The 17,698-nt window shown below is 67.0% G+C and carries 16 protein-coding genes; 12 read left to right on the top strand and 4 right to left on the bottom strand.

Annotated elements, in window-relative coordinates:
* Positions 1-27 precede the first annotated feature (27 nt).
* From AB4112_RS14730 to AB4112_RS14760, 7 genes are all read left to right on the top strand, one after another.
* Positions 28-2,169 carry a hypothetical protein gene (locus tag AB4112_RS14730; RefSeq protein ID WP_309794385.1) on the top strand — a complete coding sequence of 714 codons (2,142 nt, stop codon included), beginning with the start codon at positions 28-30 and terminating at the stop codon, positions 2,167-2,169.
* A 24-nt stretch (positions 2,170-2,193) separates the two neighbouring features.
* Positions 2,194-2,328, top strand: coding sequence for a hypothetical protein (locus tag AB4112_RS14735; protein ID WP_441720639.1), 135 nt, complete (start codon positions 2,194-2,196; stop codon positions 2,326-2,328).
* A gap of 4 nt (positions 2,329-2,332) precedes the next feature.
* Entirely contained in the window at positions 2,333-2,998 is a 666-nt protein-coding gene (locus tag AB4112_RS14740) for a hypothetical protein (protein ID WP_309794383.1), read from the top strand.
* Positions 2,998-3,603 (top strand): hypothetical protein, encoded by a 606-nt coding sequence (locus AB4112_RS14745; RefSeq protein ID WP_309794382.1) that lies wholly within the window; start codon positions 2,998-3,000, stop codon positions 3,601-3,603. The genes AB4112_RS14740 and AB4112_RS14745 overlap by 1 nt, the downstream gene beginning before the upstream one ends.
* Entirely contained in the window at positions 3,588-3,986 is a 399-nt protein-coding gene (locus AB4112_RS14750; RefSeq protein ID WP_309794381.1) for a DUF6950 family protein, read from the top strand. The genes AB4112_RS14745 and AB4112_RS14750 overlap by 16 nt, the downstream gene beginning before the upstream one ends.
* A 4-nt stretch (positions 3,987-3,990) precedes the next feature.
* Positions 3,991-7,185, top strand: a complete 3,195-nt coding sequence (locus AB4112_RS14755) for a phage tail protein (RefSeq protein ID WP_441720642.1) — start codon at positions 3,991-3,993, stop codon at positions 7,183-7,185.
* A gap of 200 nt (positions 7,186-7,385) precedes the next feature.
* Positions 7,386-9,914 carry an SGNH/GDSL hydrolase family protein gene (locus tag AB4112_RS14760; RefSeq protein ID WP_441720644.1) on the top strand — a complete coding sequence of 843 codons (2,529 nt, stop codon included), beginning with the start codon at positions 7,386-7,388 and terminating at the stop codon, positions 9,912-9,914.
* A 10-nt stretch (positions 9,915-9,924) separates the two neighbouring features.
* Here AB4112_RS14760 and AB4112_RS14765 read toward each other — a convergent pair whose 3' ends face one another.
* From AB4112_RS14765 to AB4112_RS14775, 3 genes are all read right to left on the bottom strand, one after another.
* Positions 9,925-11,259, bottom strand: a complete 1,335-nt coding sequence (locus tag AB4112_RS14765) for a hypothetical protein (RefSeq protein WP_441720646.1) — start codon at positions 11,257-11,259, stop codon at positions 9,925-9,927.
* 67 nt (positions 11,260-11,326) lie between these two features.
* Positions 11,327-12,451: an acyltransferase family protein gene (locus AB4112_RS14770; RefSeq protein ID WP_441720648.1), complete on the bottom strand. Its 1,125-nt coding sequence runs from the start codon at positions 12,449-12,451 to the stop codon at positions 11,327-11,329.
* Between the two features lie 11 nt (positions 12,452-12,462).
* Positions 12,463-13,305, bottom strand: coding sequence for a class I SAM-dependent methyltransferase (locus AB4112_RS14775; RefSeq protein WP_441720650.1), 843 nt, complete (start codon positions 13,303-13,305; stop codon positions 12,463-12,465).
* Positions 13,306-13,373: 68 nt separating this feature from the next.
* Between AB4112_RS14775 and AB4112_RS14780 the strand changes: the two genes are divergently transcribed.
* The 3 genes from AB4112_RS14780 (at position 13,374) to AB4112_RS14790 (ending at position 14,721) form a co-directional block, all read left to right on the top strand.
* A complete protein-coding gene (locus tag AB4112_RS14780; RefSeq protein WP_309794373.1) occupies positions 13,374-13,694 on the top strand; it encodes a hypothetical protein in 321 nt (106 codons plus the stop codon).
* 92 nt (positions 13,695-13,786) lie between these two features.
* Positions 13,787-14,464 (top strand): structural protein, encoded by a 678-nt coding sequence (locus AB4112_RS14785; RefSeq protein ID WP_309794371.1) that lies wholly within the window; start codon positions 13,787-13,789, stop codon positions 14,462-14,464.
* The gene (locus tag AB4112_RS14790; RefSeq protein WP_309794369.1) at positions 14,461-14,721 is read left to right on the top strand and encodes a hypothetical protein; all 261 of its coding nucleotides are present in this window, start codon (positions 14,461-14,463) and stop codon (positions 14,719-14,721) included. The genes AB4112_RS14785 and AB4112_RS14790 overlap by 4 nt, the downstream gene beginning before the upstream one ends.
* A gap of 208 nt (positions 14,722-14,929) precedes the next feature.
* Here the strand turns inward: AB4112_RS14790 and AB4112_RS14795 are convergent, their stop codons facing one another.
* Complete coding sequence (locus AB4112_RS14795; RefSeq protein WP_441720653.1) at positions 14,930-15,793, bottom strand: pirin family protein; 864 nt, start codon at positions 15,791-15,793, stop codon at positions 14,930-14,932.
* A 123-nt stretch (positions 15,794-15,916) separates the two neighbouring features.
* Here AB4112_RS14795 and AB4112_RS14800 point away from each other — a divergent pair, with 123 nt between their 5' ends.
* Together AB4112_RS14800 and AB4112_RS14805 are read left to right on the top strand one after the other, a co-directional pair.
* On the top strand, positions 15,917-16,867 hold the full coding sequence (locus tag AB4112_RS14800) for a LysR family transcriptional regulator (RefSeq protein ID WP_441720655.1): 951 nt from the start codon (positions 15,917-15,919) through the stop codon (positions 16,865-16,867).
* A gap of 67 nt (positions 16,868-16,934) precedes the next feature.
* The gene (locus tag AB4112_RS14805; protein ID WP_441720657.1) at positions 16,935-17,627 is read left to right on the top strand and encodes a pirin family protein; all 693 of its coding nucleotides are present in this window, start codon (positions 16,935-16,937) and stop codon (positions 17,625-17,627) included.
* Positions 17,628-17,698: the final 71 nt, after the last annotated feature.

Consider the following 17,698-nt stretch of genomic DNA (forward strand, 5'->3'; position numbering starts at 1 on the left):
GAGCCCGCTTCTCGCCGAGGTGCCGCAATGTCCCAAATCGCCGATCAGATCGTGGTCGAGATCGTCGCGATCTCCGCACAGCACGACCGTACGATGAACCAGGTCGCCGACAGCACCGATCGCAACATGGCGAAGGTCGAGGCCGCTGCGGAGAAGGCCGGTGCCACGGTCGAGAAGGTGGCCGGGACCGTAGCCTCTCGGCTTCCGGACCTGATTAGGAATCTGGGCGACGGGCAGAACGCGCTCCATCTGTTTCTGCAGGAGGGCGCCGTGCTGGCTCCCGCCTTCGGGCCTTGGGGGGTCGTAATCGGGGCCGCCAGTGCCACCCTGGATGCGCTCATCGCGTCCCTTGGCGGCTACGCCGAGGAGATGGATGCGGCAGAAGCCGCCGCGACGGCTTTCTCGGCAGCGATGGATGCCCTGAAAGGCGCATTGTCGACGACGGATGAGGAGGTCCTCAAGTCCAGGAATGAGCTCTCGTTGTTGCAGCAGGGCTATGGAGCGCTGGCTGGGCTATCGCTTTCCAATGCGATCGAGACGAACAACAAGGCCATCGCAAAAAGCTTCGCTGAGATCAAGGAGAATGGTCGGCTAGAGGAGCTTCTTCAGGCCATCGACAACACGACGGCCGCGCTTCGACAGTCCGGTGAGGCGGCGCCGGCAGCTTTTGCCCCGTTCAGGCAAGCCCTGACTGACCTCCTCGACGCGTCCGAGCCAACGCTCACTCAGCTCAACCAGTTTGTCATTGCCGCCGACAACTTCAAAGCCGCATACGAACCGGCGGCGGGTGTTGTTGACGACATCAAGGCAGCAGTGGTCGTGCTTCTACCGGAACTCGCGAAGCAGGCGCTGACGCAACAGACGCTCGACACCTATAACAAGGCCTTCACGTCATCGGCCGGCCAGGCGGCGGAGGCGACCAAGATCCTAGGCCAGGGGTTCATCAACGCGGTCATCCCGGCACTGGAATTCGGCCGGACGATCCAGGGACTGACCGGCCAGCTCGCCGCGCTGTCGAACGCCAAGCCGACGTTCGGCCTGGGCAGTTCCGGGGCACTCAGTTTCGGCGGCAAGGGCACCCCGACGCTGATTCCGAATGCGTTCCCGAGCGTTGACCTGGCCGAACTTGAAGGCCCAAACCCAATCTATGACCTCAACAACCTGGGGACGAAGAAAAGCAGCGGCGCCGGGGCTGCGGCCAAGCAGGGCGAAGCGATCGACAAATCGAACCTGAAGATCCAGCAGCAGATCGACCTCAACACCCGGCTGATCGCTGTCTACACGCAGGGCGACGCGGCCCGCGAACGCGCCAGGGCGCAGTACGACGCCGAGAGCGAGGCCCTGGCGCGCGGCCTCAAGTACGGCACGGATCGGTACAACCTGTTCGTCAAGCAGCGCACCGCCAATGCCGAATGGCTCCGGCTCTCGAACCTCACGCTCGCCGACTTTGCCAAGGGCGAAGCGCTGACCAAGGCCTCGATGAATGCCCTGGAGGCCTACAATGTCTCGCTGAATGATCTCAACCGGCTGCATGACGAGGGCGCTATTAACGCCGAGACCTACAGCCGGCAGCTCTTCAAACTAAAATCCGAGTACGGCGGATATGCAGAAGGCCTTCAGGCTGTCGCCCAGGCCATCCAGGGCGGCATTCAGGGTGCCACCAGCTTCTCGGATGCCCTGATCAAAATTGGGATCGCCTTAGGGCAATTGATCGTCCAGGCGGCGGCGCTCGGTGGCGATGGCGGCGGCCCGCTTGGGAAGTTGTTCGATGCCATCTTCGGAACGTTCGGCGGTCTCCTTGGCAGTATCGGCGGAGGTTCCACGCCAGCACCCGGGATCGGTGCCCTCGGCACCGGCGGGTCGATGGCGGCCGCTTATCCCAGCAAACGTGCCGCTGGCGGCCAGGCGCTGCCCGGCCAGATCTATCAAGTAGGCGAGACCGGCCGGGAATGGTTCGCCCCGTCCGTCCCCGGCCAAGTGATCCCGAACAGCGCGATCAAGAACGCGGCCGGCGGCGGTGGCGGCTCCGGCCAGCCAATCACCTTCAACATCTCCATGGCCGGCGCCAACGGCGACCGCGCCATTGCCGAGATCGCCTCTGCCGCCGTGAAGAAGGGCCTGCAGAGCGTGCCGGAAATCAATCGCCAGCACGCCATCCGCTTCGCCTGAAGCTTCCCAAACCAGGAGATCATCATGCCGCTCAGCGCCAGCGTCTGCGTTGCCGTGTCCGCCCGCCTGCCCAGGCAAACCCGGCACGAGCTCGACACGGCCGCCGACGTCCTCGACTTCGCCGCCGGCGTGGGGTCGGTCATCGAGATCCTGGGCTGACGTCGTGATCATCTACGACTGGCCCAGCATCCTCGTCGCCAATGCCGAGACGTTCCGGATCGACGCCAGGACGCGCTCCGGCGGCGAGACGATCCAGGGGCGCGAGCAGGCGGTCTCGTCCGGCTTGGGCCGATGGATCGCGCGCCTGACCGTGCCGCTGCACACCCCGGCGAAGATCCGGGCGGCGCGGGCGCTCCTGGCGAAGCTCGACGGCCGGGCCAACGCCGTGCGGGTCGGGCCCTGTGACTGCCGGAACGGGAACCAGATCATCCCGCTGATTGGCGGCATTCCGTATAGCGACAAGACCTCCCACACCGACGGCTCCCGCTTCCAGCAGGGCGGAACGCCGCCGGTGGTCGCAGCGGATGCGGCGGCAGGCGCCTACCAGGTCCAGGTCGACGTCGGCGCCACGATGGTCCCGGTGCTGGACGGGACCTTCGTCGGCCTGGGCGGCTATCTCTACGTCATCACCGGGGCCACGCCGCTGCCGGGCGAGGAGGCGCTGCTCGACATCCGACCGCGGCTGCGCACGCCGCTGGACGCGGATGATCCGGTCGAGTGGTGCCATGCCCGGCTGCCCATGCGGCTCATGACGGACGACAGCGGCGCATTCGAACTGCAACTGGCCCGCACCGGCAACGCGACATTCGATCTGGTCGAGGTCTTCTGATGCCCCTGTTTCCAGACTCCTCCGAGGCCCAGGCCAAGGGCCAGCATGTCGTCTGCGCCTTCTTCGTGCTGTTCGCCTTCAAGAGCCAGCCCATCCGGGTGTGGGAGGGGGATGGCGAGATCGTGCGCGGCGGCCAGACCTGGCAGGGGATCGGCCACCGCCAGGACGGCCAGGGCAACCCGCTGCAGTCGATCGATGGTCTGGAGCAGGCGATCAACGGCACCGCGCCGCAGCTCAGCCTCACGCTTTCCGGCGTCGATGCCCGTGTCGTCGCGGCGGCGAAGAAGGATGCGGCCGCGGACGAGATCGAAGGCCAGCCGATCACCATCTGGCTCGGCTTCTACGATGCCACTATGCCGGGCCTGGTCGAGCTCGACGGGCTGATCCCGATCGGCACCTGGATCATGCAGAAGCCCAGCTTCACCGCGACCGGACCGATCCAGCGCACGATCGCGTTGCCGGCCGAGACCCTGTTCGCCCAGCGTAGCCGGGCGCCGTTCGGGTTGCTGACCGATCGCGACCAGCAGCGCCGCTTTCCCGGCGACAAGGCGCTGGAGTTCGTCCCGAAGATGGTGGACCGGACGGTGACATGGCCTCGCTTCTGACCGACCTCGCCGCCCACATCCGGCATGGCGACGCGACGCCGTTCGAGCTCGGCGTGATGGACTGCTCGCTTTGGGCGGCCGATTGGGTGCGCATCTGCACCGGCCGGGACCTCGCCGCCGGCTGGCGCGGACAGTACAGCACCCGGCGCGAGTATATGCGCCTGCTGCTGTGCGACGGCGGGCTTGTCCGCGTCACCGCCCGGGCAATGCAGGCGATCGGGGCGACTCTGGTCGCGCCGGCCGAGGCGCAGCCCGGCGACATCGGCATCGTGATGACCACCGACGGCCCGGCGCTCGCTGTCCGCGGGCCGAGGGACTGGCTCGCCAAGATCGGCGACAAGCTCGCCGTATGCCCCGCCTGCTCATTCGCCTGGAGGATCTGACCGCATGGCCAAGGCCCTCCCCATCGTGCTCGGCCTGGCGGCGATCGTCGCCACCGGCGGGGCCGCCATCCCGGCCATTGCCGGCATCGCCGGAACCATAGCCATTGGCAGCGCCAGCATCAGTGTCCTCGGCGTGATCGGCGTCGGCCTGTCCATTGCCGGCACGCTGGCCGGCACCCTGCTGGCGCCGCAGCCGCCCAAGCCGAAGTTCGAAGACGGCAGCCAGAGCATCAAGCAGGCTGTGCCGGCCCGCACCCGCTGCTATGGCGAATACCGGCTGGCCGGCGCTTTCATCTTCTACAGCGACAACGATGGGGGCGGGCTCGACACGTTGGTCTGCCATGCCGCGCATGAGTGCGAGGCGGTGGTGGAGCACTGGCTGGCGGATGACGTCGTCGAGGTGCGCGAAGACAATGGCGGCGTCACCACCGATCCCTATTCAAAGTTCCGCGCCGGCACCAATAGCTCGGTCTATATCCACACCTATCTCGGGACCCCGGACCAGACGATCACCCTGCCAGCTGCCGCGGCTGAATGGACGGTGCCGGCTCATCGGGGCCGTGGCCTGTGCTGCACCTATGTCGGGTACAGCGACCTGAAGCCGGAGCAGCAGTCGGAGGTCTTCCCCAGCGGACCGCCCGCCTATCGCGCCACGCTGAAGGGCGCCAAGATCTACGACCCCCGCGAGGAAGGGCCCGATCTCGACGATCAGCATATCGATGATGAAGAGAGCTGGGCTTGGTCCGACAACGCCGCGCTGGTGCTGCTCGACTATCTCACGCGGACCGAGGCCGGCGTGCCGGTCGGGTTCGGCCTGGACATCCACAAGTACATCGACCTCGCCAGCTTCGCCGCGGCGGCCACCGTCTGCGACCAGCTGATCCCGCTGAAGGATCCCTTGAAGCCGGCCGAGAAGCGGTGGCGCAGCTGCGGCGCCTATGACCTGACCGAGGATCGCAAGTCGGTGCTGTCCGACCTGCTCGACGCCTGCGGCGGCCGGCTGACGCAGGGGCCGGACGGCAAGATCGGACTGTCGGTCGGCGCGCCCAACCCGGTCGCCGGGGTGACGGTCAACGATGACCAGATCCTGGAATACGACTTCTCGACTGGGACCGCGGCGATCACGCGCATCAATGAGGTGCGCGCCACCTATGTCTCGAAGGCGCAGAACTGGGCCGAGACCGAAGCCGGGATCCAGATGGACCAGGATTCGATCGACCGCAACGGCACTGAGAGCAGTGGGATCAAGCTGCGCTTCGTGCCGACCGACGGCCAGGCGCAGCGGGTCGCGCGGTACACGCTGAAACACGGCAACCCGGAATGGGCCGGCAAGGTGCGGGGCACCCTGGCCCTGCTCGACGCCTGGGGCGAGCGCTGGATCCGGCTGCAGATCTCCGAGTTGGAGATCGACCAGGTGTTCGAGATCACCGGCATGCGGATCGACCGCACCACCATGACGGTCGAGATGGACGTTACCAGCTATGACGGCTGGTGGGACTGGACCGCGGCGACGGACGAGCGCGACAGCGCGCCGGTGCCGGACGGGCCGTCGGTGACCCCGGCCACCCCGGCGCCGACCGGCGTGATCTCGACGGTGATGCACCGGCAGTACGACGCGCAGACGCTGATCGCCACGGCGGTGATTGCTTGGGCCGCGCCGCCCAGCGCGTCCTTCGTCGCCGAGGGCCGTTGGCGCAAGGCGGGTGGGGCTTGGCAGTCGGCCGGCGTCATTCCCGACACCAACACCTTCGAGACGCCGCCGCTCGAGGACGGCCAGAACTACGAGGCCGGGGTCCGCTTCAAGGGGCCGCGCGGGACGTCCTCGAGCTGGACCGCGGCGCCGCCTTTCATGGCAGTGGCGGATCCGGCATCGCCTGGCATGCCGACGGGGCTGACCGCGCAGGCGGCGGTGCCTGGCGTCGCCAACGTCACGGTCACCGCCACCGCGCCCAACTCGCCGCGCCATGCCGCGCTGCGGTTCTTCCGCAGCAGCACCACCAGCTTCGTCGGTGCCACGCAGCTCGGCAGCCCGCTCTATGGCGCCCCGGGCGCGCCGCAGGCCTATATCGACACGCCTGGCGTCGGCGACTGGTACTATTTCGCGACGGCGGCCAACTGGTCGGACGTCCAGAGCTTGCCGGCCGGGCCGCAGCTGGCCGAGCTCGCGCCGGCGGCGCCGGCGATCACCAGCCCGTCGGGCCCGCTCACGACCTACGACACCCGGCCGCCGGTCTCCGGCACGTCGATGCCCGGTGCGGCGATCAAGCTGTTCGCCAACGCGGTGCAGGTTGGCACCGGCACGGCCAACGGCTCTGGCGTCTGGACTGTCACGCCGACCACGCCGCTCGGACTGGGCATCAACAACGTCACGGCGACGCAGACCGTGGCGGGCAACGAGAGCCTGCCGTCGGGCCTGCGCGCCGTGACGGTCAACGCGATCGACGCCGACGCATGGGCTTACATCGCCGCCATGACGGTGATGCCGTCCTTCGCGCGCCAGACGCTGCTCAACACGCTGTTCATCGCCCTGAAGACGGCCGGGGTGTGGGCGGTTCTCGATTGCCTGTACCTGCTGGCGGCGCATGACGCACAGGCCGCGCGGCTGAACGCCAAGGCACCGGCGACCTTCGCCTTGACCGCCACCGCCAGCCCGGTCTTCACGGCCGACCACGGCTACAAGGGAACCGGCGTCGGCTCGACCGCCGGCGGCTACTTGACCAGCACCTTCGTGCCGTCGACCGCCGGCGGCCAGTGGGCGCTCAACAGCGCGCACCTGAGCGTGTGGGTCAGGACGGCGGCGACCACGTCGGCCTCGCAGACGTCGGCCGAGATCGGGACGTCCGGCGCCTTCATCTTCACCAAGGATGCGGTGTCGGGGAATATCCGGACGGCCCTCAACGATGGCTCGGTCAGCAATACGGCGGCAGGCGCGCCGACCGGCTTGGGTCACTTCTGCCTCTCGCGCACGGGGTCGACCGTCTGCGCGAAGTATCATGACGGCGCAGCCCAGGCCGCGTCGGCCGTGACGTCGACCGCGCTGCCGGCGACGGCCGTGACCATCCTGCGGGCCGGCACCACCAGCTACAGCGACGCCGAGGTCTGCGCCGCGCACTGGGGCGCCGGCCTTACTGCGACGCAGGAACTCGATCTCTACAACGCGATCCACGCCTATTTGCAGGGCGTCGGCGCCGTCCTCTAGGCCTGCGGGCCTCAACCGAAGACTGATGGAGAAGACCGGTCATGGCGATTCCGACCGTCGAACAGACCTGGGCCGATTTCAACGTCGACGGCTCGGTTCATGAGCCGGCCAAGCAGGACATCCGGCGCCTGCTGAACTTCATCATGGCGCTGGCGCAGGCCGCCGGGGTGGGGGCGAAGCCCTATCCGACCAAGGCGGCGATGGATGCCGACCTGGCGCAGCCGGATGGGCGGATCGGCCTCGTCTATGCCGACCCCGTTGACGCGAACAATTTCCCGACCCTCTGGTACTGGAACGACGCAGGCAACGTGTGGGTGATGGGCACCGACCGGGTGACGGTGCTGAGCGACCGCGCCACCGTGCTGGAGAACGCCACGCTCGACGCTGTGGTCTTTCAGCAGAAGATCCGCCTGGACCGCACCGACGTCTACGGCGGCGGAACCAATGTGCTGTATGTGCCCCGCAGCTTCTTCCGTCGCCGCGGCACGGCTCAGGTCAACATCACCATCGCCAATGCCGACAGCACGCATCTGCCCGGCTGGTCTGAAATTGTGCTGCCGACCGCGCAGCGCAATTGGGTCTATCTCGACCTCAACGACAACACGGTCAAGGTGCTGTCTGCCGTCGCGCTGCCGAACCCGCTCGACATCGCGCGCTATGTCCTGATCGGCACCTGGTCGGGCGGCACATGGTCCAGCGTATTCGCAGCGGTCGAGGTCGACGATCCTGGCACGGCGCAGGTGATCATCAACGAACCGATGATCGTTGAATGGGCGACCCAGAAGCTTCTCATCCCGGCGTTCCGCGTGCGGCAGGACGGCCTGCTGGATATCTATGTCCCGGCCAATGGCCGCTTCGACGAGATCGACATTTCTGCCAGCGGCACCAGGACCGTCTACTACAACGTTCAGACCAACGCGATCGTCAACACGGCGAGCGACGCGGGCCCGCTCTCGCCGACTGCCGGCGCGACCGTCCTGGCGCGATCCCGTGGCTTCCGGGTCACGTCGCAGCACCAGTTGGCGGGCGATGTGCCGGGCGGCTCCAGCCCGAATGTCTTTGTCGCAGGCAAGACGCCGAGCACCGCCCGACGCAAGATCGCCACGCCGAGCTTCCCGGCGATCACCGAACCCAATCTGCTGGCGCTGGGGTTCACGGAAGGCTGCTACCTGAACGACCCATTCAATCCCTGGCCCTTCTACGGCGATGATCTGCCGGACTACCGGCCGGGCGCTCGGTTCTTCGCCCGGGTCTATTTCCAAACCAGCACGGCCGACTACTACGCCGTGCCGAAGATCCTGTTCTACAAGGGTGACGACGCCACGCGGGCGGGCGTCCAGCTTACCCTCGAAAAGAAGCTGTCGGCGAACGCCGCAATCTTCAGCGTCTCCGGCATCATGCCGGCCGGGACGGATTATCGCTGGTATGTTCTGGGCGCGGACAGCGTCACGCCGGGCACCGTTCTGGTGGCGACCGGCGCCCAGTTCTCGGTCGGATACGGGCCGGCGTTCTGGATCCGGCGCGACGACTATCCGGTCGAGCAGAACCTGTCGATCCGCGTCCGTGCGCTCGAGGGCGGTGCGGCCGTCTCCGACCCGACCCCGGCGATACTCTACCCCTCGGACATGTGGACCGTGACGGGCCGGGATCAGGCGCTCTATCCCGACAACATCTGCGAGGTCCGGACCCAGGCCAAGCCCTTCGCCGTCACGCTGGCGTCGATCAACGCGGCGCTGTTGCCGGTCGCCGAGACGTCGACCGGCGGCGCGATCCGCGTCACGCCGGATCGGCTCGGCGCCACGGCCGAGATCGCCATCCGCCGGTACAGCGACAGCGCCAGCGCCTTCCCGGCACGCCGCTATCGCCGCGGCCTGACCGTGCACAAGGCGCCGGCGACGCAGGCCGGCACGGTGCGCGTCGCCTGCATCGGCGACAGCCTGACCAACCTGGACACGACGACCTATCTGAAGAACAAGCTGACGGCCATGGGACTGACGGCCAGCTTCATCGGCACGCTGGATAACTCAGGCACCCCAGGCGAGGGCCGCGGCGGCATCGACTTCGCCCAGTACATCTACCAGAAGACCACCTACGGCACGCCGCTGGACGCCGGGGCCGAGACGGCCTACCTGGCCGGCAGCGAGGGGGCGCGCATCACCAAGCTGCCGCATCTGCGCGTGGCGACCGGCGGCGACCCGGCCGGCTATGTGCACAACGGTTACATCTGGGACATGCGGTTCTATCTCAACCGCTTCGCCGGCCTGGTGGCGGGGTGGGCCGATCCGGATTTTGTCGTGGTCAGCCTGGGGACCAACGACGTCAACCACGACGGGCCGCCGACGTCGATCACCAACATCGCCCACGGCCTCGACGTGATGATCCATCAGATCCGGACGGCGCTTCCGACGGCCGACATCGGCATCGTGTTCCCCACGATTCCGCGCACCGGCGCCGCCGACTTCAAGTGGTCGGCCGAGAACAAGGATGCGATCCGCACCATCCTCAACTTCCGGTCGACGGTCATGGCCGACGCGAAGGTGTTCGTGCTGCCGGTGTGGGCGCATCTGACGCAGGACGCCGACTGGCCGCTTACGGTCGCCTCTACCGACGCGGCGACGGGGGCCGTGGTCGGCGACATCAACGACGAGCTCCATTTCGGCCCGACCGGTAAGCACCAGTATGCGGAAGTGGTGGCTTCCTGGATTGCCTGTCGAAAGGCGGGCGTCTGACCGGCCGGCCCTAGCCGAGGGCCGCGTACGCCGGCCGCGGCCCGGTAGCAGCCGGAGACCGCCGCGACCGGCGGCGCACCATGACGCACCCAAGCCAGAACGCGGCGAAGGCAGAAGTGTAAAAAATGCCGTAGGCGGCGGTGATGCCGTTGATCGCGACGCACAGGATGATCTGCATCGTGAAGGCGATGTAGAGCGAAAGCGCCCCAATGTCGCCGCGCAGCACACAGCGTCTCGTCCAGGAGATCGCAGCTCCGAACAAGAATCCGGATATCGGGACGAGCGGCCCAAAGTCTATGTAGAACGGTCCGAACAAAGTCGTATAGACCCCGAGCCTCGGGGGCAGATTGAGAATGGCGTTGCTGTCATAGGGGACGCCCCATAGTGCAGCGCTGGCGCGGCCGAACACGTTGAAAGTGTAGGCGCCCCATTGGTCAGCGCCGTTGTAGTGCTCAACCTGATAGACGAATTCGGGGACCCCATGCACATAGTATTGCGAGAATGTCGTGAAGATGAAGATGGTGTTTCGCCATACCTCTGATGCACTCGCCGTCAGCCGATAATACTCGTTGGTCACGGGCGCGAGCTTGGTGAACGACGAGAGCTTCATGACGCCTTCGGGCTTCAACCCAACCTGGGTCAGGCGCTCCAGGAATATCAGGCCGCCGAGATACACCAGCACCAGGCCCCCGATGACGCAGGTCCAGACGATCAGCTTTGAGGTGCGGGGGAAGATGGTCATCCGGGCGATGAACAGCATGCCCAGGCTCATCATCATCATCGATCGCGACCCGATGATGATGGTCAGCGCCGGCCACAGCAGCGCCAGCCCCAGGCTCTGCCATGCCTTGCCGACCTTGTCCCCGTTGCGCCGTGCCACGGCATAGATGATGTAGGGCGTCAGGCTGAACGGCACCAGCAGGGTCGATGCCATCGAGAGGGCGTTGGAGCCGGCGGTCTCGATCTTTTCCCGGTTCTCCAGGAAGTCCGTGTCGATCTGCAGGCCTCGCAGCAGGATCCAGTCGCCCAGCCGCGCCGCGATGCCCAAGGCGCCGAGAATGAATGCGATCCGGTAGAGGCTGCGGAGCATCCGGCGGCGCTCTTCCGGATCCATGGTGATGGTGGGGATCGAACGGGGCTCGAACAGGGCCAGGCCTACCAGAAGGGCGACGAAGCTGATTCCGAGCAGGAGATAGGGATACAGTTGGTCCGACCGGTAGATGCCGATCGGCGCCAGGGCGAGGATGACGGCCCACAGCGCGGCCATCAGCAGGATCGTCCTGATGGGCGTGAAGCTCCGCGGATTGATCAGGCTGAACTGGGCCTGCTGGGAGATATTGGTCATCACGCCATCGCCTTGAAATGCCGGCGGCATCATAGAGCCCGGCGCGGCCGCTGCAACGGTATCGGTCCTACGCGGTTCGCGCGTTCCGGATCGTCATGCCATAGACGGCGCGGCGCGCCGGCACTTCGATCCAGCGATAGGTCAGCGCGGAGACTCCGATCACCACGGCGAGGACAGCGACGAACATGGCCGCCGCCTCGAGGTCGGTCAGCATCCGACCGTGCATCAGGCGGCTCACCACGAAGCTGGTGACCACACAGATCAGTCGGTGCACCAGGTAGATCGAGTAGGACCATTCGCCCAGCAGCCGCAGCGGGCGGGGGGAGAGGAAGGCCGTATCCTTCCGCCGAACCGCGATGGCGTAGATCAGCAGCGAGAAGGCGACGACGGGATAGGTGTCGTTCAGGCCGAGATGCATCGCCAGGATCGCGGCGGCCAGGATCGCGGCGATGGAGAGCTGGGACCCGATCACGGGAATGGCCGGCGTGGCTCGCACGAGATCGGCGCCGGAGAGGCGCCCGATGCAGAGGCCGATGGTGAATTCCATCGCGCATCGCAGCAGCGGATAGTTCGAGTTGTTCCAGAGCTGGACGTCCGGGGCGATGAACAGGCACCAGACGCCGATTCCCGCCAGCAGGATGACGGCGGCGGCGGCGGAGAAGGCGCGGCTCTGACGCAGCACGATGAAGGCCAGCACCGGGAAAAAGATGTTCACGAACCACTCGGCGCTGATCGACCAGGCCGGCGAATTCCAGCCGAAGCCGTGCGGTACCCAGGCCTGCATCAGGAAGATGGACAGCACGAAGTTCTCCACCGTGTTCGGCGGGGCGAAGGCGGAGCTTCCTGTGCTCAGGTAGATGCGTGACAGCTCGTAGGGCAGGAAGAGCGCGAGCATGAAGAGGTGCAGCGGGAAGAGGCGCCCGATGCGCCGGACCAGGAAGGTCTTCCAGTCCCGCAGGTTGATGCGGGTCGAGAACTCTCCGGCGTAGGAGATGAACAGAACGAAGCCGCTGAGAACAAAGAAGAAATCGACGAACAGGTACGATTTGGCGATGAACTGCGTCCCCGTGTTGAAGACCGAGTCCGCTGCGATGAGGGCCTGGTTGTTGAGGTCGAGCCACAGATGCATGGCGGCGACCGACAGCGCCGCTACGCCGCGCAGGGACGTCAGGTCGTCAAATCGGAGTTTCATCGCGCGGAGTCTCAGTTGGAATCGCCAGCCATGTTCTGCGGCAGGACATCTATACCAGGCTCTTTGCGGCCGAAAGTGAGCATTCCTGTGTTGGCGGTGTGGTTGAACAGTTTCGTGCCGAACCGGCCGACGTCGTTCTGCATGAAGATCATCCCGACCTTGGACAGGTCGTATTTGTTCATCTCCATGATCGGTTCGCTGAACGGCCGGCGGCGCGACAGGTTGTAGGCCCAGTGCAGCGGGGGAATGCGGTACCGGGCCCAGTTGAGGCGCCGGCGGAGATCCTGGGTGTCGTCGACGGTGAAATGGATGGCGAACGATCCGCCGGGCCGCAGCAGTTTCAGCAGCTTGTCGATGATCTGGTAGCCCTGCTCCGGGCGGATGTGCTGCAGGACGACGAAGGTGTTGACGAAGTCGAAGGTGCCGGCCTCGCCGGACAACTGGTCGAGGGACGTGAGCAGGCGCGGCGCATTGCCCGTCACATTCTGCTTCGCCAAGGCGAGTTGGTCTTGGGAGACGTCGACCCCGACGATGGCGTCGAACCTGTCGGCGAGTTGGAGCAGAAGGCGGCCCGCGCCACAGCCGAAATCCAGCGCCTTGGCCCGGCCCTCCGGCAGGGCGTCGTATCGCTTCAACTGGTCGAACACCAAGTCCATGTGGACCTTGCCGGTCTCGAAGAAGCGTTCGCGCCAGCGCGTTTCGAACTCCTTCGTCTCGATCCCGACGATTCCGAAATAGGGGTTCTGCGCGCCCCACTTCTGCCATTGGCGATCAGTCGACGAGACCATAGAGCCCCTCCCTGAAACGTCCTTGAATATGGTCGGGATGGTCCGGGGATACGCCGAACGAGTCAAGCCTGCCGCCTCTGGCGGGCTTTTTCATGCCTGACGGCCGCGCAGGAGCCGTCAACAAGGAGAATTCTATGGCCGACCCCGTCGCGCCCGATCCCGGGCCCCTTGCGCTGCTCGCTCCCCTGATTGGCCCGGTGCTATCCGCCGGCATCGGCGTCTTCATGCGGCATGCCCATGACGCCGTTACCGGCAAGCCGTTCTCGCTCCGGCGCTTGGTCTTCGAAATTCCCAGCATGCTTGGATTCGGCGTCATGGGCGGTGCCGTTGGATCCTATCTCGGTGCGCCGGAGATCGTGCAGTGGGGGGTTGCGACGCTGCTTGGTTCTCTCGGAACTCAGGGCGTGGATGCGGTGATTGCTCGCTATCTCCGTGGCAAGACGGGTGGCGGATGAGGTCTGCCGCAACAGCCGTCCCCGGCCGATCGGGGACAATTTCGATCAAATCGCCCCGCCACGTGCGGGGCTTTCGGTTTCAGGAGGGGCGCATGCAGGCAAAGACGCGCGGTGAGCGGAACAACAATCCGGGCAACATCGAACGCATCGCCGCCAACAAATGGCAGGGCAGGCTATCGGATGCCGAGTACCGGACGACCCGCGAGTCCCGAGACAATGCCGGCCGGTTTGAGGTGTTCTCAGCTGTCGAATGGGGCATCCGCGCGCTGGCCGCGTTGCTGATCGCCTATCAGGACCGGCACGGGCTGCGCACCATTCGCGGCCTGATGGGCCGCTGGGCGCCAGGCCAGGAGAACGATACCTCCGCTTATGTCGACCATGTCGCCCGGCTCACAGGTTTCGGGGCCGACACGCTGCTCGACCTGCATTCGTATGAGCACCTCGCGCCATTGGTGCGAGCTGTCATCACCCATGAGAACGGCCGCAACGGCTATGCCAACGCGACGATCGATGAGGGGTTGTTCCGCGCCGGGGTAAAGCCGCCGGGGAAGGCTGTGGTCAATCACATCGCGGACCGGGCCAAGACGACGGTGACGGTGGCGGCCGGCGGCACGGCGGTGATTAGCGCTGCGGTGACCGCGTTGCAGCAGATCGCACCGGCGGTGCCGATCCTGCACGATCTGGCCGGCCTGCCGGTGATCGCGCTCGCTGCCGTTGGCGTCATTGCTGCAGCCGGACTCCTGATTTGGTTGGCGACCCGGCGGCGATGATGATCGGTCTTATCGCCGGACTGCTCGGCTCGACCATCGGCCGCTGGCTGGCGGTCGGCACGCTGGCCGCCGCCATCCTCACCCTCGTCGTCTGGCGCGTCTTCTCGGCGGGCAAAGCCAGCGTCGCGGCGCTGCAGACCCAGGAGACCCTGACCCATGTGCTCGATGTCGTCCGCCGCGACCAGGCTCTGCGTTCTCTGTCTCCTGGCGCTCGTCGCCGCTGGCTGCGCGAATACGCCGAGCGCCGGGGCGACTGACAGCGTCTGCTTGGTGATGGCAGAGCCGCCGATCACCGAAGCCTGGGTCGACGGTGCCGACCAGGCCTGGATCGATTGGCTGGCGCCGATCGTCGATTACGGGCGGCGACGCTGCGGCTGGCGGTGAGGGGAGGGGTGGCAGTGGCCCCGCAAAAAAGGGGTGGAGGCCTGCAGGCCTCCACCCCTTTTATCACGATCAGGTACTTGCTCAGAACCGACCGGCGCGGAAATCCTCGATCGCCTCAACGATCTGCGCCTCGGTGTTCATGACGAAGGGCCCGTATTTCGCCACCGGCTCACGCAGCGGCTTGCCGGCAACGATCAGGAACCGGGCCGGGCCGGCCTTGGCCGCCGCCCGCACACCGTCGCCGGCCCCCAGCATGCCCAGCGTGCCGCGCTCCAACATCTCGCCGCCGATCTCCGCCGCGCCCTGATAGGCATAGGCGAAGCCGGCATGGCCTTCGGGCAGTGGCACATCGATCACGGCCCCGGCCTCCAGATGCACATCGAGATAGATGGGCTCGGTGGTGCCGCCCTCGACCGCGCCGTCGGTACCGTTGAAGCGGCCAGCGATGACGCGGACGGTCGCGCCGGGACCCGCGGCGACCTCGGGGACCGCGTCGGCCGGGATGTCCTGGTAGCGCGGCGCCGTCATCTTCTCGCCCGCAGGCAGGTTGACCCAGAGCTGGAAGCCCCACATCAGGCCGTTCTCCTGCTCCGGCATCTCGGAATGGACAATCCCGCTGCCGGCCGTCATCCACTGCACGCTGCCGGGGCCGAGCAGGCCGACATTGCCTTTGTTGTCGCCATGGCGCATCCGGCCAGCCAGCATGTAGGTCACGGTCTCGAAGCCGCGATGCGGGTGGTCCGGGAAGCCGGCCAGGTAATCGGCGGTATCGTCGGACCGGAATTCGTCCAGCATCAGGAAGGGGTCGAGATCCGGCAGGCCGGGTTGGCCGATCACGCGGGTCAGCTTGACCCCGGCGCCCTCGCTGGTCGCGCGGCCCCGCAGGGTGCGGGCCAGGCTGCGTGGCCTGGCCAGGTGGCCGGTCGTCGTGGTGGTGGTTGCCATCATCATCTCCGTTCGCGGGCACCGGTCGGGCCGGTGCGGTTTCGCTCTGCCCCCAAGATCGGGATTGCCGGGCATGACGGAAATGCCGCTTTCCTCGAAACCGCTGTTCGATATGATCGAACGATGAGATATCGGCTCGACGACATCGCCACCTTCCTGCAGGTGGTCGACAGTGGCAGCATCAGCGCCGCGGCCCGGCGGCTCAACCTGTCGAAATCGGTGGTCAGCAAGCGCATCACCGATCTCGAGGCCGGGCTGGGCGGGGCGCTGCTGCAGCGCTCCACCCGCCGGGTGCTGCCGACCGAGCGCGGCCTGGCCTTCTATGAGCGCGGCCGCAGCATCCTGCGCCAGCTCGACGAGGCGGCGGCGGAGGTGGCGGAGAGCGATGGCGACCTGCGCGGCGCCCTGCGCGTGGCGGCACCGATGAGCTTCGGCACGCTCTATCTCGGCCCGGTGCTGTTCGACTTCGCCGGCCGCCACCCCGGGCTGGCGCTGACCCTCGACCTCGACGACCGCATGGTCGACCTGGTGGGGGAGGGGTACGACGTCGCCATCCGCATCACCCGGCCGCGCGATTCGGCGCTGATCGCCCGCCGGCTGGCCGCCAGCCGCCGCGTCGTCTGCGCCAGCCCGGGCTATGCCGCCGCGGTCGGGCTGCCGCGCAGCCTGGCGGAGCTGCCGCAGCATGAGGCGATCGGCTATGCCGAGGCGCCGTCGGCCTGGCTGTGGCAGTTCACGCCCTTCGCCGCGGGCGGCCCGCCGCGCACGGTGGTGATGCGCAGCCGGGTCACCGTCAACAATGGCGAGGCCGCGCGCGACGCCGCCATCGCCGGGCTGGGCCTGGTGGTGCTGCCGACCTTCATCACCGCCGATGCGCTACGCGACGGCCGGCTGGTGCCGGTGCCGCTGGACGCCGAGCCGGTGGCCGACGTGATCCATGCCCTGTATCCGCAGACCCGGCACCTGTCGCGCCGGGTGCGGGCGCTGGTCGATCATCTGGCGGCAGGGTGCACCGACCCGGCGCCGTGGGAGCAGGGCTTGTCGTTCGCTCCAGTCGAACACGGCGTTTCCTGACCGGCGGCTTTCGCGGGCGGTTGGAAAGGCCGATCTCTGCGTCACCACAGCACGACGGGAGACGGACATGATCACGCTGCACGACCGCATGGCCCGGGGCCGCACCGAGACCGGCCTGATCGAGGGCCGCCACACCTTTTCCTTCGGCCGGTTCCGCGACCCGGAGCGCATGGGGTTTCGTTCGCTGCGCGTGCTGAACGAGGACCGCGTCGTTCCCGGCGCCGGCTTTCCGGCGCATCCGCATGCCGAGATGGAGATCCTGACCTATGTGCTGGGCGGCGCGGTCGCCCATCGCGACAGCCTGGGCAATCGGGCGGAGATCCGGGCCGGCGACCTGCAGCGCATGACCGCCGGCACCGGCATCACCCACAGCGAGATGAATCCGTCCGACACCGACACGCTGCATCTGCTGCAGATCTGGATCCATCCGGACCGGTCCGGCCTGGCACCGGGCTATGAGCAGATCAGGGTGCCGGAGGCTGGAGGCAGTCTGCACCTGGTTGCCGGTCCCGACGGATCGGAGGGGGCCGTGACCATCCACCAGGACGTCCGGCTCTATATCGCCCGGCTGGCCGCCGGCGAAACGGTCGAACATGCGATCGGCCTGGGCCGGGGGGCCTTCGTGCAACTGACGCGCGGCATGGTCACGCTCGACGGCCATGAAATGCGGGCCGGCGATGGCGCCGCTATCGAGGATGAGGCCAGCCTGCGGGTCACCGCCGAGACCGAGGCCGAGATTCTGCTGTTCGATTTCGCCTGAAGTGGTCAAGAAGGGGGCGGCGACGTCGCCGCCTCCCGAAGCCGTGTCGTTGAGACGCAATTGCGGCTACA

Origin of the sequence: Inquilinus sp. 2KB_23, assembly GCF_052115705.1 — a bacterium.
Classification (GTDB): domain Bacteria; phylum Pseudomonadota; class Alphaproteobacteria; order DSM-16000; family Inquilinaceae; genus Inquilinus; species Inquilinus ginsengisoli_A.